A 16,141-nucleotide genomic window follows, 5' to 3' on the forward strand; every position below is an offset into this window, starting at 1 on the left:
CTACCCTCCTATTTTTTACCGCCTGATAACCTTATTCTTGGATCAATTACACTATATAATAAATCTACTATTAATAAAGCTACTATATATAAAAATGAATAAAATATAGTAAGTCCCATTATTACATTATAATCTTTAGTTACTATAGAGTTTATCATAGCATTTCCAAGTCCTGGTATTGAAAATATTCTTTCAATTACCAATGAACCTGTTATTATATAAGCAACCTGAGGTCCAAGTATAGTTATTATAGGAAGAATAGCATTTCTAATTATATGCTTCCATGCAATAGCTATTTTAGAAACACCTTTTGCCTGTGCTGTTAAAATGTAATCTTGACTAATAACTTCCAAAACAGATGTTCTCATATATCTAGCATAAGTAGCGATACTACTAAACGCTAGCGCCAAAGTTGGAAGTATTGAATATTTAAGACTCTGAATAAATCCAGCATCAGAACTATACCATCCTGCTATAGGAAGTCCGCCTTTTCCCCCTAATCCTTTTTGAAGTAAAGCTGCCAAAACAAAACTCGGTACAGAAACTCCTACAATTGCTATAAATATAACAAAATAATCAACCCAAGTATTTCTTCTAAAGGCTGCTATTATTCCTAAAAATACTCCTATTAATAGTCCAAAAAATACAGCTTGTAAACCTAATCTCGCAGAAATAGGTAGACCTTCCTCTACAATTTTATCTACAGAATATCCCGGAGTTACAAAAGAATCCCCCATATCCCCCTTTATTAAATTCCCTACGTAGGATACATATCTTTCAGAAATTGGCCTGTCCAATCCGTACTTAGCCTTAATTGTTTGTTGTATTTCTGTAGGCAATTGCTTTACCTGTGATGATATAGGATCACCTGGCATAGTACTCATCAAGAAAAATGTAGCCGTTACAATTATCCATAAAGTTAATATCATATATGCAAATCTTTTTAATATATACCTTGCCATGCTTTTCCCCCTCTCTTTTTTTACATAAACTTTAAAACAAAATTATAATTTCACGTTTCTTTTTATATTACATTATAACTTTTATAGCCATAATGGTATTTTCTTATTTAACTTATGTATTGAAAAGAAATAAAAAAATATGTATTTTTATTAAAATTATTATTTTATCTTAATTCACCTTAATGATATAAATGCTACAACAGGTTTTTTCCTGTTGTAGCTTTATAATTTAAAATAAAATATTTAATTAAAACCTATTTTCTATCAGCAGCTGATGCCCATCTAAATTCAAAAGTACCCCCAAAGTCTGGATATTGAACTCCTTTAACATACTTTTGAACAAACATTCTTCTATCTTTATTAAATACAGGTGCAAGAGCAGCCTCTTTCACTACTAACAAGTTTTCTGCTTGTTTTATTAACTCAACTCTCTTGTTAAAGTCTGCCTCAACTCTAATTTTATCTAATAACTGGTCATATTCTTTGTTAGAAAACTTACCATGATTATTTCCATCACCGCTTCTAAATATTGTTAAGAACGAATCTGGATCTGCATAATCTGCTCCCCAGCCTGACATAGCAATTTCAAAATTACCCTTTATAAGCTTATCTAAATAATCTGAGAAATCCGCTGCCGCATCAATTCTTACATTAACTCCAATTTTACTCTTCCATTGATTTTGGAAATACTCGGCATATAATCTTTCCTGTGTATCTGCTCCCTGTGGCAAATATCCTACTGTGTATTTAGATGGATCCGGATTTAATCCCAACTCTTTTAATCCTTCTATAAATAAAGCTTTTGGATCTTTCTTTTCATCAACAAGCTTCTTAAGAGGTTCTTCAGCCAAATCTCTAAATACTTTATCTCCAACATGTAATCCATTTGGTATTAAACTATAAGATACGAATCCTCTTTTATAAACATTTTTAACATAATTGTCTCTATCCATAGCAAGGGAAAGTGCACGTCTTACTTTAGCATTAGTTAATATTTTATTTTTTCCTGCTACATTCATTTCCATATAAAATGAAGTAGGCATTATACCTTCCACATAATCTGCTTTTCCAGATTCTGAATATTTTTTAAACTTTTCTACATACTCTCCAGTAGCTGCCGTTACATCTACTTCTTTTTTTTCAAACATTTGATATCTAGTTGGCATTTCTTTTATATCAACTAAATTAACATTACTTAATTGAATGTTTTTAGCATCCCAGTATTTATCGTTTTTCTTTAATTCCATTTTTGCTCCTCTTTGCCATTTACCAACCACAAAAGGACCATTGAAAACCATCTGAGATGGATCTGAACCATATTTATCTCCTAATTTTTCAACTATATCCTGTCTAAGTGGTGATAAGGCTGGAAATGAAACTAAACCTAAAAAATATGGAGTTGGAGCTTCTAGTTCAACTTTTAAAGTTTTATCATCTACAGCTTTAATTCCTACGTCCTCTATCTTAGCCTTTCCCCCGTAATAATTTTCAGCATTTTTTACTGGAAATAAAAAACTTGCATAAGATGCTTTTGTATCTGGATTTATAAGTCTTTTCCATGCATATTCATAATCCTTTGCAGTAACCTTTTTCCCATCTGACCAAGTATTATCTCTTAGGGTAAATGTATATGTTTTTTTATCCTCACTAACATCCACCTTTTCAGCCCCTGCATTTTCTTGTTTCTCTTCATTGTATCTTAATAATCCCTCAAAGGATTGTCCGACAGCACAAAATGAAGCTTCATCAGTAGCTTTTCCTGAATCCAATGTTCTTATAGTCGCTGTTACAGCATTTATAAATTGTCCCTTATCTGATCCCCCACTGCCTGCACCAGACTTATCTTTACCTCCACAACCAAGTAAAGCAGTGGATATTAACATAGTAGCTGTAAGCAAAACAGCTAATATTTTTTTGCTTTTCACAAATATTCCCCCTTTTATATTCTTGAAATTTATTTAAAATATTTCAATAAGCATTAAAAATTTAAAAATATTTTGAATATGTCATGTAAAAAATTACATGACATCCCCCAAAGATAACATAATTAAATTATAATATTCATTCCATGTTCTTATATCTATTTTAATATTATACGCTTTTCTTGTAAGTTTATTACTTTTAATATTCTTCAAATAAGACATTTAAGAGTAATATTCTTGCATTTGTTTTAATTATATTAGCATAGTTTATTTTTTATGTCAATGATTAACTTTCTACGTATCAAGCTTTATAGAACAAGCTGTTATTTTCCGAATTTTCACTGTTATGAATTTTATCTTTCTGTTTCACTAAATTATATAAGTATTAATTCATTGTGCTAAATGAATAACTATCCACTAAATTCTTTAACACTATTTTTTCTTAATAAAATATATTGATATTAATAAACACTATTAGTTTTATTAGAAAATCTATATAATTTTTTCTATATCAGTTATATAATTATATTAAATAGTTTCTTAGGAGGGATTTTACTATGCAGTATTAATTTTTTTTATATAATATATATAATAAATCATACAAATTAGCCTTGTTTGCAATAAAAATTGCAATATATATATATTATGAAAGAATTATTTAAATATGTTAGGAGAGATGCTTACATGAGTATTTTTAAAGGGTCTGGTGTAGCTTTAGTAACCCCATTTAATGAACATGGAGTAGATTTTAATAAACTGGAAGAACTTATAAATTGGCATATAAAAAATCATACCGATGCCATAATAATATGTGGAACCACTGGTGAAGCTTCAACTATGACTGAAGAAGAAAGAAAAAGTACTATTAAATTTACAGTTGAAAAAGTTAATAAAAGAATCCCTGTTATAGCCGGTACAGGAAATAACAATACTATCTCCTCTATAACCTTTAGTAAATGGGCAGAAGGTATTGGCGTGGATGGTCTTCTTATTATTACACCTTATTATAACAAAACCACTCAAAAAGGATTACTTCATCATTTTAAATGTATAAATGATAATGTAAATATTCCTATTGTTTTATATAATGTACCAGGTAGAACTGGTATGAATATTTCCCCTAGTACTTTAGTTAAGATTTGTAATACATGTAATAATGTAGTTGGGATAAAAGAAGCTAGTGGTGATTTAAGTCAAATAGCAAAAATTAAGTCCCTTTTAAGAGATAGGCTAGATATTTATTCTGGAAATGACGATCAAATTATCCCTATCCTTTCTTTAGGAGGTATAGGAGTGATATCTGTTCTTTCGAATATTCTTCCTAAAGAGGTCCATGATATGTGCCATTTGTATATGCATAAGAAAATAGATGAAGCATTGAAAATACAATTAGACACTTTATCACTTACTAACTCATTATTTATAGAAACAAATCCTATTCCTATAAAAACAGCTATGAACCTATTAGGAATGAATGTAGGGAAATTAAGACTCCCTCTTTGTGACATGGAAGAAAATACTTTAGAAATATTAAAAAAAGATATGTTAGATTTCGGTCTTTTAAAATAAGTTATAATTTAGGAGGATAAAATGATTAATATAATTTTATGTGGTTGTAATGGAAAAATGGGAAAAGTTATAACTGAAGTTTCAAAAGGCTTTTCCAATCTAAAAATTGTAGCTGGAATAGATAAAACTATAGATTCATCTACTGAATATCCTAATTTTGAATCTATAGATAAATGTTTAGTAAAAGCAGATGTTGTATTAGATTTTTCTAGACCTGATAGTTTAGAAAATTTATTAACTTACTGTGATAAAAATAAATTACCATTAATACTATGCACTACTGGATATTCAGAAGAACAATTAAAAAGTATTGAGAATTATTCTAAAATTATTCCAATTTTTAAATCTGCTAATATGTCCATAGGAGTAAATATAATAAATTCTATATTAAAGAATATAAGTGAAAAATTATTTAAAGATTTTGATATAGAGATAATTGAAAAACACCATAACCAAAAGGTAGATTCTCCTAGTGGTACAGCTCTACTATTAGCAAATACAATTAAAAATTCCATAACTGAAGATACTAAATTTATTTTTGGTAGAGATGGTATAGGCAAACGTGATAAAAAAGAAATTGGTATTCATGCTATTAGAGGGGGATCAATTGTTGGAGAACATGATATTATCTTTGCTGGTATAGGAGAAACCATAGAAATAAAACATACTGCTATTTCTCGTGAAGTATTTGCAATAGGTTCTCTTAAAGCATGTGAATTTATGTTTAAAAAAACAGCAGGAATATATAATATGGAAGATGTTATAGGTTAAAAAAAGGCCCAAATTTATTGGGTCTTTTTTTTAAATTGTTTTTAACCACTTCTCAATCCTATTAAAAGCTTCCTTTAACTCTTCATAACTATATGCATAAGATATTCTTATATATCCTTCCCCAGCTCTTCCAAAAGCTGAACCAGGTACCACAGCTACTTTTCCCTCTTCTAATAACCTATTACAAAACCTTTCACTACTCATGTTATATTTATTTATTGAAGGAAATATATAAAAAGCTCCTTTAGGAAAATTAACCTGAAAACCTAAGTTAGTTAACCTTTCATATGCATAATTCCTTCTCTTTATAAACTGTTTTTTCATATACTCTACATCTTCCATACAATATTTAAGTCCATATAATGCACCCCATTGTACTATAGATGGAGCACAACTAGTATTATATTGATGAACTTTAATAATATGTTTCATATATTTATCCTCTGCACATAAATATCCTATTCTTAAACCAGTCATAGAAAACATTTTAGAAAACCCACCTATTAAAATGACCTTTTCCTTTATGTCCTTAAATTGACTTATAGAATAATAATCTTTATCAAAACACAATGAACTATATATCTCATCTGTTATTACCAATATATTATTTCTTTTTATAATTTCATATAACTTATCTCTATCTTCCTTAATCATTACCGCCCCTGTAGGATTAGTAGGAAAGGATATCACCAGTACCTTTGGTTTTTCCTTTTTTATTAGCATTTCAATTTTATCTATATCTAATAAAAATTCTGCATTTAAAGTATAGTTAATTGGGATAGCTCCTAATAATTTTGTACAACTCTCATAGGCCGGATAAGCTGGAGTTGGTATTAAAACTTTATCAAAAGGATTTAATACTGTTGTAAATACATCAAATAAAGCTTCACTTCCACCTACAGTTAAACATATTTCATCTTTGTTATAATCTATATTAATAGTTTTTAAATATACTGATATCTCTTCTCTTAACTCATTTATTCCAATATTAGATGTATACCCAGTTTTATCATTATTGATAGCATGAATTAATCCTTCTTTAATTTCTTTAGGAAGTTTAAAATCCGGTTGCCCTAAAGTTAGTGAAATTGCATCTTGGTACTTGTTAACTTTATTAAAAAATTTTCTTATACCAGATACTTCTATATTTTTTACATAATCAGATATCAACCTATCATCCATTTTACCCCCCCTTTGTATTAATTATTAATATTATATACTTACTAAATATATCTTATCAAACTATAGTTTAAATTATTCTTTGTTTTATATATAATATTTATTATAATTTTTCATATTAAGTGATATATTATATATAAAAACTAGCCAAGGAGGATGTACTATGAGTTACAATTTAACCGATCCATATGAATTAGCACGTTATATAAAAGACACAAAAAAATCCACTCCTATAAAGGCCTATATAGACGGTAACTTAAAAGATTTAGATTTCGGACTTATAGATGTCTATGGTGAAAATAACTTTTTTGTTTTGTTTGGGGAATATAATGAAATAACTACCTTTATCACCAAAAATAGAAAACAAATAAAAAAATTCACCTTAGAAAACGATAGAAGAAATTCTGCTATACCTCTTATAGATATGACTAACATTGATGCACGTATAGAACCCGGTGCAATAATAAGAGATAAAGTAACTATAGGGAAAAATGCCGTTGTTATGATGGGGGCTATTATAAATATAGGGGCAGAAATAGGTGAAGGTACTATGATTGATATGAATGCAGTAGTAGGTGCTAGAGGAAAACTTGGCAAACGGGTTCATCTTGGTGCTGGTGCTGTGGTAGCAGGTGTTTTAGAACCACCTAGTAAACAGCCTTGTATAATTGAGGATAATGTACTAATTGGTGCAAATTCAGTTATATTAGAAGGTGTACATATAGGTGTAGGTTCTGTCATTGCAGCTGGTTCTGTTGTAGTAGAAGACGTTCCTGCTGGGGTAGTGGTAGCAGGTACTCCTGCTAAAGTAATTAAAAGGATAGATGAAAAAACTAAAGATAAAACTCAAATATTAGATGATTTAAGAAAATAAATTTAAGCTTAACATGTTGAAATTCAACATGTTAAGCTTTTCCAATTTATAAATTTTGTGCTAATTCAATTTCTTCCTCTTCACTTATAGTTACTTCATCATTTATTTCTTCTTCATTAATATCATTATTTTCTTCATCCTCTACTTTTTCCATTTTCGATATAGAAACCTCATAAGCTATTTTTTTAATAACCTCTTCTTCAGAAATTTTTTTCTGATATTCTCTACTTTGAAGCCTTCCCCATATTCTTATATTATCCCCAACTCCCAAATCCTTACAGAATCTTGAGTTTCTTCCCCAAGCTATAGTTGGTATATAATCTGATTTATTATAAGCCCTATTCACAGCCAGTAACAAATCTGCTATTTCTCTTCCAAAAGGAGTTGTCCTATATACAGGCTGCTTACATATAAATCCATTTAAGAATATTTGATTAGGATTCTTGCTTCTTTCTTTACATATATCAATATTTCTTGCAAAAACAGTTAAAATCAACCTATTAGCTCCATCTATAAATTTGTTGTATGATCTTAACTGTCCCTCAACTACAAGTTCTGTGCCCATTTTAATATCCATATTTCCTATAAGTCTTTCTGATACCGTAATAAATAATTGATCCTTTGCATCACTTAATCTAGGCACCTCAATATAGAAAGTATAAAAACCCTCACCATACATTTCATGGCTAAATTGTAATTCTGAAACCACTATACCTTCTAAATAGATTTTATTATTTTGTAGTAAATTCTCCATTATAACCCCTCTTTCCCTTAGTATCTTAAATATTTCATACAACATATAACTATTCAAATAATATATGAAATATACTAGTTTTATTTAAATAAATTTTTATATTCTTTTTGTAAATTCAAATATCCTTTTATATTGCACATGTCTTTTCCCTCAACCATAGCTATAGTTATAGCAACAATATATGCATACAACTCATTATTATTTGTAAAAGGTATTGTTATTGGGACTTCCTGAGGTTCTAAATTACATTTATTATTTTGTATATATCTTTGAAGGCAATATACAAAATTACCACTGTCTTTTTCAACACTGGATATGGTTATAGTATTTTTATTACCAAACCCATAAGTTATTATATTTCCATACATATTCAAGCTATTATGTGTATCATTGTCCATATTCATTAATATATAGTCAAAATGCATCTGTGATATATTTTTTAATATATCATCGTTTTCTAACCCATTTAAAACTAAGTAATTATATAACTCTGACTTATTTACATCACCATTTTGCACCAATACATGAGTTACTCCCAATATATTTAAGACTTTTTGTAAAATAATTTTAAACTCCTTATTTTTATCAACAACAATTATACTTTTCATACAATATCAACTCCCAAATATATAACTCTAAGTCTATTTTTAACAGGAGTTAATATTTTATACTTCTCCTTAGTCTTTATTATATATTTCCATTATAATACATATATACCATTCATTCAACAACTTATGATTATTTTTACTTTTTAACCTGTTTACCACTATTATCTATATAAAAATTATCTTTATATATAAGATCTCCCACTTTAACAAATTCGAAGCCCTGATGCTTTAAATACTCTATAATTTTGGGTAGATTATTAGCAGTATATTTACCATCATTATGAAATAATATTATAGATCCTGGTTTTACTTTTTTTATTACTCTGTCATATTCTTTATCTGCTCCCTCTGCTTTCCAATCTATACTATCCACATCCCATTGTATACAGTAGTGCCCTGAAGAATTTACAGTATCTATAACATGATCATTATATGAGCCTGAAGGACATCTAAAAAGTTTTGAAGTTTTTCCTGTTATTTTCATTATTTTTGCATCTGTTATGCTAATTTCGTTTATTATTCTTTCCTTAGACACTCCAATCATATCTGGATGTGCATTGGAATGATTCCCTAGTTCATGCCCTCTTTTATATATTTCTTTAGTCTCATCTGGATAATCATCAATCCAATTTCCTATTAAAAAAAAAGTTGCTTTAACCTTATGTTTATCCATTACATCTAAAATTTCTTTCAAATTGCTTTTTCCCCAATTAGTGTCAAATGTAATAGCAACCTTTTTCTCTTTTGTTTCTACACAATATATAGGCAGCTTTCTGTTTATATTAAACACAGGTTTATTTTTAAAAAATATAGCCGACGCTGCACTAACTGCTAATAAAAATATAGAAAATATGACTTTTTTTAAAACCCCTCTTTTCAAAATAATACCTCCAAATATAAACTTCTCTCTAACCTTTATATGCACACAGGAAGTAAAATTATTACAAATATTTTAACTATAAATTAACTTTTGTGTATTAGTAAAACTTATTTGCCTTTAATTTAATAGTATACCTACAAGCATAATTTGAGATACTACTATTAATTTATAAATATTCTTTCAATCCGACCCCTTCATAAATATTTATATACCTCTTAATATTCTATTCATTAAAATAAAGCACCGTTAAACGGTGCTTTATTCATTTTTTAATTTTATGCTATAATTAATATAGTAATTTGATTTAAATAATATTTAAATAAATTTAGGGGAGGATAAAAATGTTTGAAGATACTTCAGATTTAGCGGAAAACAAGCTTCTTCTGCTTTATATATTTAACAAAATTAAAGTTCCTGTATCTAATAATCAAATAACTCAAATGATTTTAGAAAATAATTTTATAAACTATTTTACCTTACAACAATATTTATCCGAACTTATTGCTTCTAATTTTTTAACATATACTGAGGAGTCTAAACATAGACTAGAATTAACTCCTAAAGGTGAAAAAGTTCTTTCTCTATTTATGAATAGAGTTTCAAAAAATAAACTAGATGCAATAAATGAGTATTTAAATAAGCAAATGGATACTATAAAGAAAGAATTAACGATAACTTCTGATTACACCATAGAACATAAAGATAAATTTATTGTCAATTTAAGGGCTGTTGATGATAAAACTGTATTAATTGATTTAAAGCTTACCGTAAGTTCTAACAAAGAAGCAAGAGATTTGTGTAGCAAATGGAAAAATAAATATTCCCAGATATATGCTAGTATAATTGATTTATTAACAACTGAAAATTAATTAAACCAATATAATACCTGTAGGTTCCCCGCCTATTGGTATATTTTTTTTCTCTCCATTTTCAATATCTATTTTAATTAATAAATTATTATAATTATCACCAACATAAATATCTTTAGAATTTTTTATTATCCCTCTAGGCATACCTCCTATATTTAATTTTTTTAACTGTTTATAGCAGTTTATATCTAGAATACTCACTGTTCCTTCTCCAAAATTTGATACATAACAATACTTTTCATCAGTATACATATCTACAGGAGAATTTCCTACAGTAATTCTATATAAAACTTTAAAGTTTTTTAAAGAAATAATGCTTATACTACCTCTAGAATCTGATCCCAAATTACTTTCACAAACAAATATATATTGACCATCTACACTAAATACTGCTTTTGTTGGATAAGCTCCCACTTTTATATTCTTTGTATTTTCTCTATTAATACAGTCTATTAAAGTTACTGTATCATTTTCCATATTGCATATAAGCAATAACTTCTTTTCCTTATTTAAAACTATACTATGAGGTAAATTTCCGCAGGGAATCTCCTCCACCAACTTACTTTTTATCAGATCAAATACAACTACATTATTGAGTTCTCCACAAATTATATAAGCATTATTATCGTATACTATTACATCGTTACAATGCATACCTATGAAATGATTTGATTCCTCGTTATTCTCTTTTATATCTATTATAGAAATACTATTTCCATAACTATTTGCTGTTATCAATTTATCTTTATATCTGCATATTCCATGAGGTCCTATTTTACTAAAACCATTTGAATTTAAAGTTATCTTGTTTTCTTCCTTAAACATATTTAAATCTACCTTTGATACACAATCTGAAGATGTATTGCAAACAAATAAATAACTCATTTATATTTCCCTCCTCACAGATATAATATGTAGCATTATAAAAAAGTGAGATTATTAATTATAAATCATTATTGTAGATTATAATTTCATATTATATAATTTGGTTATAACATTATTAAGGAGGAATTTATAATGTACACTTATATTCCAAATGGAGTATGTTCAAGAAAAATAAACTTTGATATAAGGGATAACAAAATAGTTAAAGTGGAATTTACAGGAGGTTGTGACGGAAATCTTAAAGGAATATCTAATCTAATAGAAGGAATGGACGCACAAGAAGCAATAAAAAGATTAAAAGGATTAACCTGTGGCAATAAAAACACTTCCTGTCCTGATCAATTATCTAAAGCTATTGAAGAAGCTATAAAATAAAATTAATATGAACAAGAGGAGAATTTTTAAAAATTCTCCTCTTATTATTTGTATTTATTTTTAACTACATAATAATATAATTATCTATTTTTATTTTCTTTTACTATTCTTCTCATATCTCCTATCATATATAAAGAGCCACATATAACTATTAAATCATTATCATCACATGTGTCTATTGCCCTTTCATAGGCTTTTTCATAACTACATAGTGCTTCACAATTTTTATTATATTTTTTTATTATAGTAGCTAACGTCTCGCAATTTTTCCCTCTATAGCTTTTAGGTGTAACTGCAATTACTTTATGTGCCATAGGCGTTATAGTCTTTATCATATCCTCTACTTGTTTATCCTTTAATATTCCCAATATCAATGTTATTTTATTATATTTAAAATATTTTTCTATACTTTTTCTTAAATTATATATACCATCTATATTATGAGCTCCATCTAAAACTACCATAGGATTATAACCCATTATTTCAAGTCTGCCAGGCCATGTAACATCTTTAAGTCCTTTTAATATATGTTCCTTACTAATATTTACTCCTAAATTTATTAACTGTTCAATTGTATTTACCGCCAATGCACAATTTAACAATTGATGTGTTCCAAGTAATCTTAGTTCTATATTGTAGTTATCTATTGGTGTTGCAATTATTAACTTTTGACAAGGTGAATTATACACATTATCCACACTTTTTACTGAATTTTTGTTCAATTTACATAATGGAGAATTCTTTTGTTTACATACCTTCTCTATAACTTCTTCTACTTCTATACTCTGAGGATATAAAACTACTGGCACACCCTCTTTAATTATGCCTGCCTTTTCTTTTGCTATTTCAGATAAAGTTTCTCCTAATATATTCATATGATCATAACTTATAGAAGCAATTACACTTACTAAAGGCATAATTACATTGGTTGAATCTAATCTTCCCCCTAATCCTACTTCTACAACTGCAAAATCAACCTTTGTTTCATAATAATACAAAAACATTGCACAGGTTATTATTTCAAATTCTGTAGGATGTTCATAACCTAACTTAATAACTTCATTAACAGCCTCAGATACTTTTGTTACTATTTTAGCTAATTCATCTTTAGGTATATTCTTATTATTTATTTGAATTCTTTCCTCAAATTCTTCTATATATGGTGAAGTATACATACCTACCTTAAAACCAGCTTCTACTAATATTCTACAAATCATTGCTGTGGTAGAACCTTTTCCATTAGTTCCTGCTATATGTATGCATTTTATTTTTTTATGAGGATTACCTAGTAATTCTAATATTTTATCAGTTCTTTTCGTTCCCAAATTACTACCAAACTTTGCAGTATTTTCAATATAAGCTATTGCTTCCCTGTAATTCATTATAAATCCCCCAATTCTTATTTAGCTAAAAATTAAGAAAGAAGAGTGAAAAATATAATTTTTATTTGTTTTTTAATACATTTTCCACTTTTCAATTACCTAAAATTCCACCCTCCTAATATTTCAACCCTTATTTTAGACTGTTTATTCTTTCTAAAATCGCTTCTAACATTTCTTTATACTTTTCACCTTTGACTCTTTCTTCATTAACAACTGCTTCTGGAGCTTTACTTACAAATTTTTCATTTGAAAGTTTCTTTTCTACTCTTTCTATTTCTTTTTCTAATTTCTCCTTTTCCTTACTTAATCTTTCTAACTCTTTTTCTATGTCTACTAAATCAAGTAATGGCATATATATTTCTGCTCCCTTAGAGACCAATGACACAGCATTTTCTGGAGCCTGTTTTTTAGAATCTAAAAATATAACTTCACTAGCTGATGCTAATTTTTCAAAATAAATCTTTCCCTCTTGGAAAGCTTCCTTTCCCTCTAGAGCATAAATCATAACCTTAGCTTTTCTTGAATTAGGTACATTCATTTCAGCCCTTACATTCCTTATACTCTTTATTGCTTCAATTATATAGTTCATATTAACTTCTGCTTTTTCATTTCTTAATCCTTCTTTAAATTCTGGCCATGCTGCAATAGTTATAGTCTCTTCTTCCTCTTGAATATGTGTAAATATTTCCTCTGTTATATATGGCATTACTGGATGCAATAATTTAAGACCACATATTAATACATCAAACAATACATTAAATACAACACCCTTTGCCTTTTCATCTTCCCCGTATAATATTGGCTTTACAATCTCTATATACCAATCACAAAACTCATTCCACATAAATTCATATACCTTTTGTGATGCCATTCCTAATTCATATTTATCTATATTATCTGTTACTTCTTTCACTAAAGTATTAACTCTTGATAATATCCATCTATCAGCTATAGTGTAGTCCTTACAATTTTTATACTTTTCCATAAGTTCTTTATCAATATTCATCATAACAAATCTTGAAGCATTCCAAACCTTATTAGCAAAATTTCTAGCTGCCTCAACCTTTTCTTCATAAAATCTTATATCATTTCCAGCAGCATTACCTGTAATTAGCATAAATCTTAAAGCATCTGCACCATATTTTTCTATTATATCTAAAGGATCAACACCATTTCCTAATGACTTTGACATCTTCTTACCGTCAGAATCTCTAACTATACCATGTATTAATACAGTACTAAATGGTATATCTTTCATACTATTTAAACCTGAGAATATCATTCTAGCAACCCAAAAGAAAATTATATCGTATCCTGTAACAAGTACATCAGTAGGATAAAAATAGTCTAAATCCTCTGTTTCATCTGGCCAACCTAATGTTGAAAATGGCCATAAAGCTGAACTAAACCAAGTATCTAAAACATCATCATCTTGTTTTAAACTACTACTTGAGCATTTAGTACATTTAATTGGAGAATCCATAGTTACTATCATTTCTCCACATTCCTCACAATACCATACTGGTATTCTATGTCCCCACCATAATTGTCTTGATATACACCAATCTTGAATATTTTCCATCCAGTTAAAATATATTTTATCAAATCTCTCAGGAACAAACTTAATCTGTTTATTTTTTACAATCTGTATGGCCGGTTTAGCAAGTTCCTCCATTTTTACATACCATTGTTTTGATATCATAGGCTCAATTACCGAACCACATCTATCGTGACAGTTTACATTATGAACATGATCCTTTATGCTAACTAAGAACCCTTGTTCCTTTAAATCCTTAACAATAGCCTTTCTTGCTTCATATCTATCCATGCCAGCATAATTTCCACCTAATTTATTAATGGTTCCATTTTCATTCATAATTATAACCTCTGGTAAATCATGTCTTTTACCAACCTGATAATCATTAGGATCGTGAGCCGGTGTAATCTTAACTGCCCCTGTACCAAATTCCATGTCAACATAATTATCCGCAATTATAGGGATTTCTTTATTTACAAGGGGAAGTTTTAATTTTTTCCCAACTAAATGAGCATACCTTTCGTCTTTTGGATTAACGGCTACCGCTGTGTCTCCTAACATTGTTTCTGGTCTTGTGGTAGCTATTTCTAAATACTCATCGGTATCTATAACTGGATATTTTATATGCCAGAAATGTCCTGATTGTTCTTCATATTCGATTTCTGCATCTGATATTGCAGTCATACATTTTGGACACCAATTAACTATTCTATTTCCTTTATATATAAGTCCTTCTTCATATAATTTTACAAATACAGCCCTTACCGCTTTATTTAGATTTTCATCCATAGTAAAACTTTCTCTTGAGAAATCAGCTGATACTCCCATCTTTTTAAGCTGAGTTCTTATTCTATCTCTATATTCATCTGACCATTCCCATACCTTTTCAAGAAAAGCTTCTCTTCCCATTTCCTTTTTCTTAATTCCATTTTTAAGAAGTTCATTTTCTACTTTAACCTCTGTTGCTATACTTGCATGATCTTCTCCAGGAAGCCATAAAGTACTATATCCTTGCATTCTTTTAACTCTTATTAAAAAATCTTGTAAACTATTATCTAAAGCATGCCCTAAATGCAATTTTCCAGTTATATTTGGAGGTGGCATAATTATAGTAAATGGTTTTTTACTCTTATCTACTTTCGGAGTAAAATATTTACCTTTTTCCCACTTTTCATATATTCTACCTTCAAACTCTTTAGGATCATAAGTTTTAGCGATATTTAAATTTTCATTCATATGTATACCTCCCGATTTTTTTGTATAAAAAAAAACGCTGCCATCTAAAAGGACGACAGCGCGCGTTACCACCTTTTTTCCTGCAAATATAAATTTACAGGCTCTTATAATTTTAACGGTTAAGAAAACCGTCTTTGCCTACTACTAATTCAGCAAAGAAGCTCAAAAGCTACCTTCAAGGTAATTCATACAGAAAGTTTCTCAGCCATTGAACTTTCCTCTCTTAGTATTTCTTATCCCTTACTCCTCTTTTTCTAAGCTTTTATATTATTATGCTATAATATAACCTTTATTATAACCTAATTTGAAAAACTGTCAATAGTACTATTTTATATATA

The 16,141-nt window shown here is 28.5% G+C and carries 14 protein-coding genes and 1 other annotated feature; of the genes, 5 read left to right on the top strand and 9 right to left on the bottom strand.

The window, feature by feature from the left end; translation table 11 throughout:
• Positions 1 to 8: 8 nt before the first annotated feature.
• Complete coding sequence (locus EJL03_RS04450; protein ID WP_125152760.1) at positions 9 to 962, bottom strand: ABC transporter permease; 954 nt, start codon at positions 960 to 962, stop codon at positions 9 to 11.
• Positions 963 to 1,216: 254 nt separating this feature from the next.
• Entirely contained in the window at positions 1,217 to 2,887 is a 1,671-nt protein-coding gene (locus EJL03_RS04455) for a peptide ABC transporter substrate-binding protein (protein WP_243108643.1), read from the bottom strand.
• 681 nt (positions 2,888 to 3,568) lie between these two features.
• On the opposite strand from EJL03_RS04455, the gene dapA reads away from it, so the two are divergent.
• Both dapA and dapB read left to right on the top strand, forming a co-directional pair.
• Positions 3,569 to 4,453 carry a 4-hydroxy-tetrahydrodipicolinate synthase gene (dapA, locus tag EJL03_RS04460; RefSeq protein WP_125152761.1) on the top strand — a complete coding sequence of 295 codons (885 nt, stop codon included), beginning with the start codon at positions 3,569 to 3,571 and terminating at the stop codon, positions 4,451 to 4,453.
• Between the two features lie 21 nt (positions 4,454 to 4,474).
• Positions 4,475 to 5,224, top strand: coding sequence for a 4-hydroxy-tetrahydrodipicolinate reductase (gene dapB / locus EJL03_RS04465; protein WP_125152762.1), 750 nt, complete (start codon positions 4,475 to 4,477; stop codon positions 5,222 to 5,224).
• A gap of 30 nt (positions 5,225 to 5,254) precedes the next feature.
• On the opposite strand, the gene EJL03_RS04470 is transcribed toward dapB, so the two are convergent.
• Positions 5,255 to 6,406, bottom strand: coding sequence for a pyridoxal phosphate-dependent aminotransferase (locus EJL03_RS04470; RefSeq protein ID WP_125152763.1), 1,152 nt, complete (start codon positions 6,404 to 6,406; stop codon positions 5,255 to 5,257).
• Positions 6,407 to 6,566: 160 nt separating this feature from the next.
• Here EJL03_RS04470 and dapD point away from each other — a divergent pair, with 160 nt between their 5' ends.
• The gene (dapD, locus tag EJL03_RS04475; RefSeq protein WP_125152764.1) at positions 6,567 to 7,277 is read left to right on the top strand and encodes a 2,3,4,5-tetrahydropyridine-2,6-dicarboxylate N-acetyltransferase; all 711 of its coding nucleotides are present in this window, start codon (positions 6,567 to 6,569) and stop codon (positions 7,275 to 7,277) included.
• Positions 7,278 to 7,323: 46 nt separating this feature from the next.
• On the opposite strand, the gene EJL03_RS04480 is transcribed toward dapD, so the two are convergent.
• The 3 genes from EJL03_RS04480 to pdaB form a co-directional block, all read right to left on the bottom strand.
• Positions 7,324 to 8,031, bottom strand: a complete 708-nt coding sequence (locus EJL03_RS04480) for a single-stranded DNA-binding protein (protein ID WP_125152765.1) — start codon at positions 8,029 to 8,031, stop codon at positions 7,324 to 7,326.
• 80 nt (positions 8,032 to 8,111) lie between these two features.
• The gene (locus EJL03_RS04485) at positions 8,112 to 8,639 is read right to left on the bottom strand and encodes a hypothetical protein (protein WP_125152766.1); all 528 of its coding nucleotides are present in this window, start codon (positions 8,637 to 8,639) and stop codon (positions 8,112 to 8,114) included.
• A 136-nt stretch (positions 8,640 to 8,775) separates the two neighbouring features.
• Positions 8,776 to 9,519, bottom strand: coding sequence for a polysaccharide deacetylase family sporulation protein PdaB (gene pdaB / locus EJL03_RS04490; protein ID WP_125152767.1), 744 nt, complete (start codon positions 9,517 to 9,519; stop codon positions 8,776 to 8,778).
• A 341-nt stretch (positions 9,520 to 9,860) separates the two neighbouring features.
• Here pdaB and EJL03_RS04495 point away from each other — a divergent pair, with 341 nt between their 5' ends.
• Positions 9,861 to 10,388, top strand: coding sequence for a DUF4364 family protein (locus EJL03_RS04495; protein WP_125152768.1), 528 nt, complete (start codon positions 9,861 to 9,863; stop codon positions 10,386 to 10,388).
• Here the strand turns inward: EJL03_RS04495 and EJL03_RS04500 are convergent, their stop codons facing one another.
• Positions 10,389 to 11,273 (bottom strand): YncE family protein, encoded by an 885-nt coding sequence (locus EJL03_RS04500; RefSeq protein WP_125152769.1) that lies wholly within the window; start codon positions 11,271 to 11,273, stop codon positions 10,389 to 10,391.
• Between the two features lie 132 nt (positions 11,274 to 11,405).
• Here EJL03_RS04500 and EJL03_RS04505 point away from each other — a divergent pair, with 132 nt between their 5' ends.
• Positions 11,406 to 11,648: a TIGR03905 family TSCPD domain-containing protein gene (locus EJL03_RS04505; RefSeq protein WP_125152770.1), complete on the top strand. Its 243-nt coding sequence runs from the start codon at positions 11,406 to 11,408 to the stop codon at positions 11,646 to 11,648.
• Positions 11,649 to 11,728: 80 nt separating this feature from the next.
• On the opposite strand, the gene EJL03_RS04510 is transcribed toward EJL03_RS04505, so the two are convergent.
• Positions 11,729 to 13,030, bottom strand: coding sequence for a bifunctional folylpolyglutamate synthase/dihydrofolate synthase (locus EJL03_RS04510; RefSeq protein WP_125152771.1), 1,302 nt, complete (start codon positions 13,028 to 13,030; stop codon positions 11,729 to 11,731).
• Positions 13,031 to 13,160: 130 nt separating this feature from the next.
• The gene (locus EJL03_RS04515; RefSeq protein ID WP_125152772.1) at positions 13,161 to 15,803 is read right to left on the bottom strand and encodes a valine--tRNA ligase; all 2,643 of its coding nucleotides are present in this window, start codon (positions 15,801 to 15,803) and stop codon (positions 13,161 to 13,163) included.
• Positions 15,804 to 15,848: 45 nt separating this feature from the next.
• Positions 15,849 to 16,069 (bottom strand) — a binding site (T-box leader).
• Positions 16,070 to 16,141: the final 72 nt, after the last annotated feature.

The sequence above is a fragment of the Clostridium rectalis genome (assembly GCF_900626095.1).
Classification (GTDB): Bacteria; Bacillota; Clostridia; order Clostridiales; family Clostridiaceae; genus Clostridium_AS; species Clostridium_AS rectalis.

Coding starts and splice junctions, on each gene's coding strand:
- EJL03_RS04450 (WP_125152760.1), bottom strand. CDS start 962: ATGGCAAGGTATATATTAAAAAGATTTGCATATATGATATTAACTTTA.
- dapA (WP_125152761.1), top strand. CDS start 3,569: ATGAGTATTTTTAAAGGGTCTGGTGTAGCTTTAGTAACCCCATTTAAT.
- dapB (WP_125152762.1), top strand. CDS start 4,475: ATGATTAATATAATTTTATGTGGTTGTAATGGAAAAATGGGAAAAGTT.
- EJL03_RS04470 (WP_125152763.1), bottom strand. CDS start 6,406: ATGGATGATAGGTTGATATCTGATTATGTAAAAAATATAGAAGTATCT.
- dapD (WP_125152764.1), top strand. CDS start 6,567: ATGAGTTACAATTTAACCGATCCATATGAATTAGCACGTTATATAAAA.
- EJL03_RS04480 (WP_125152765.1), bottom strand. CDS start 8,031: ATGGAGAATTTACTACAAAATAATAAAATCTATTTAGAAGGTATAGTG.
- EJL03_RS04485 (WP_125152766.1), bottom strand. CDS start 8,639: ATGAAAAGTATAATTGTTGTTGATAAAAATAAGGAGTTTAAAATTATT.
- EJL03_RS04495 (WP_125152768.1), top strand. CDS start 9,861: ATGTTTGAAGATACTTCAGATTTAGCGGAAAACAAGCTTCTTCTGCTT.
- EJL03_RS04500 (WP_125152769.1), bottom strand. CDS start 11,273: ATGAGTTATTTATTTGTTTGCAATACATCTTCAGATTGTGTATCAAAG.
- EJL03_RS04505 (WP_125152770.1), top strand. CDS start 11,406: ATGTACACTTATATTCCAAATGGAGTATGTTCAAGAAAAATAAACTTT.
- EJL03_RS04510 (WP_125152771.1), bottom strand. CDS start 13,030: ATGAATTACAGGGAAGCAATAGCTTATATTGAAAATACTGCAAAGTTT.
- EJL03_RS04515 (WP_125152772.1), bottom strand. CDS start 15,803: ATGAATGAAAATTTAAATATCGCTAAAACTTATGATCCTAAAGAGTTT.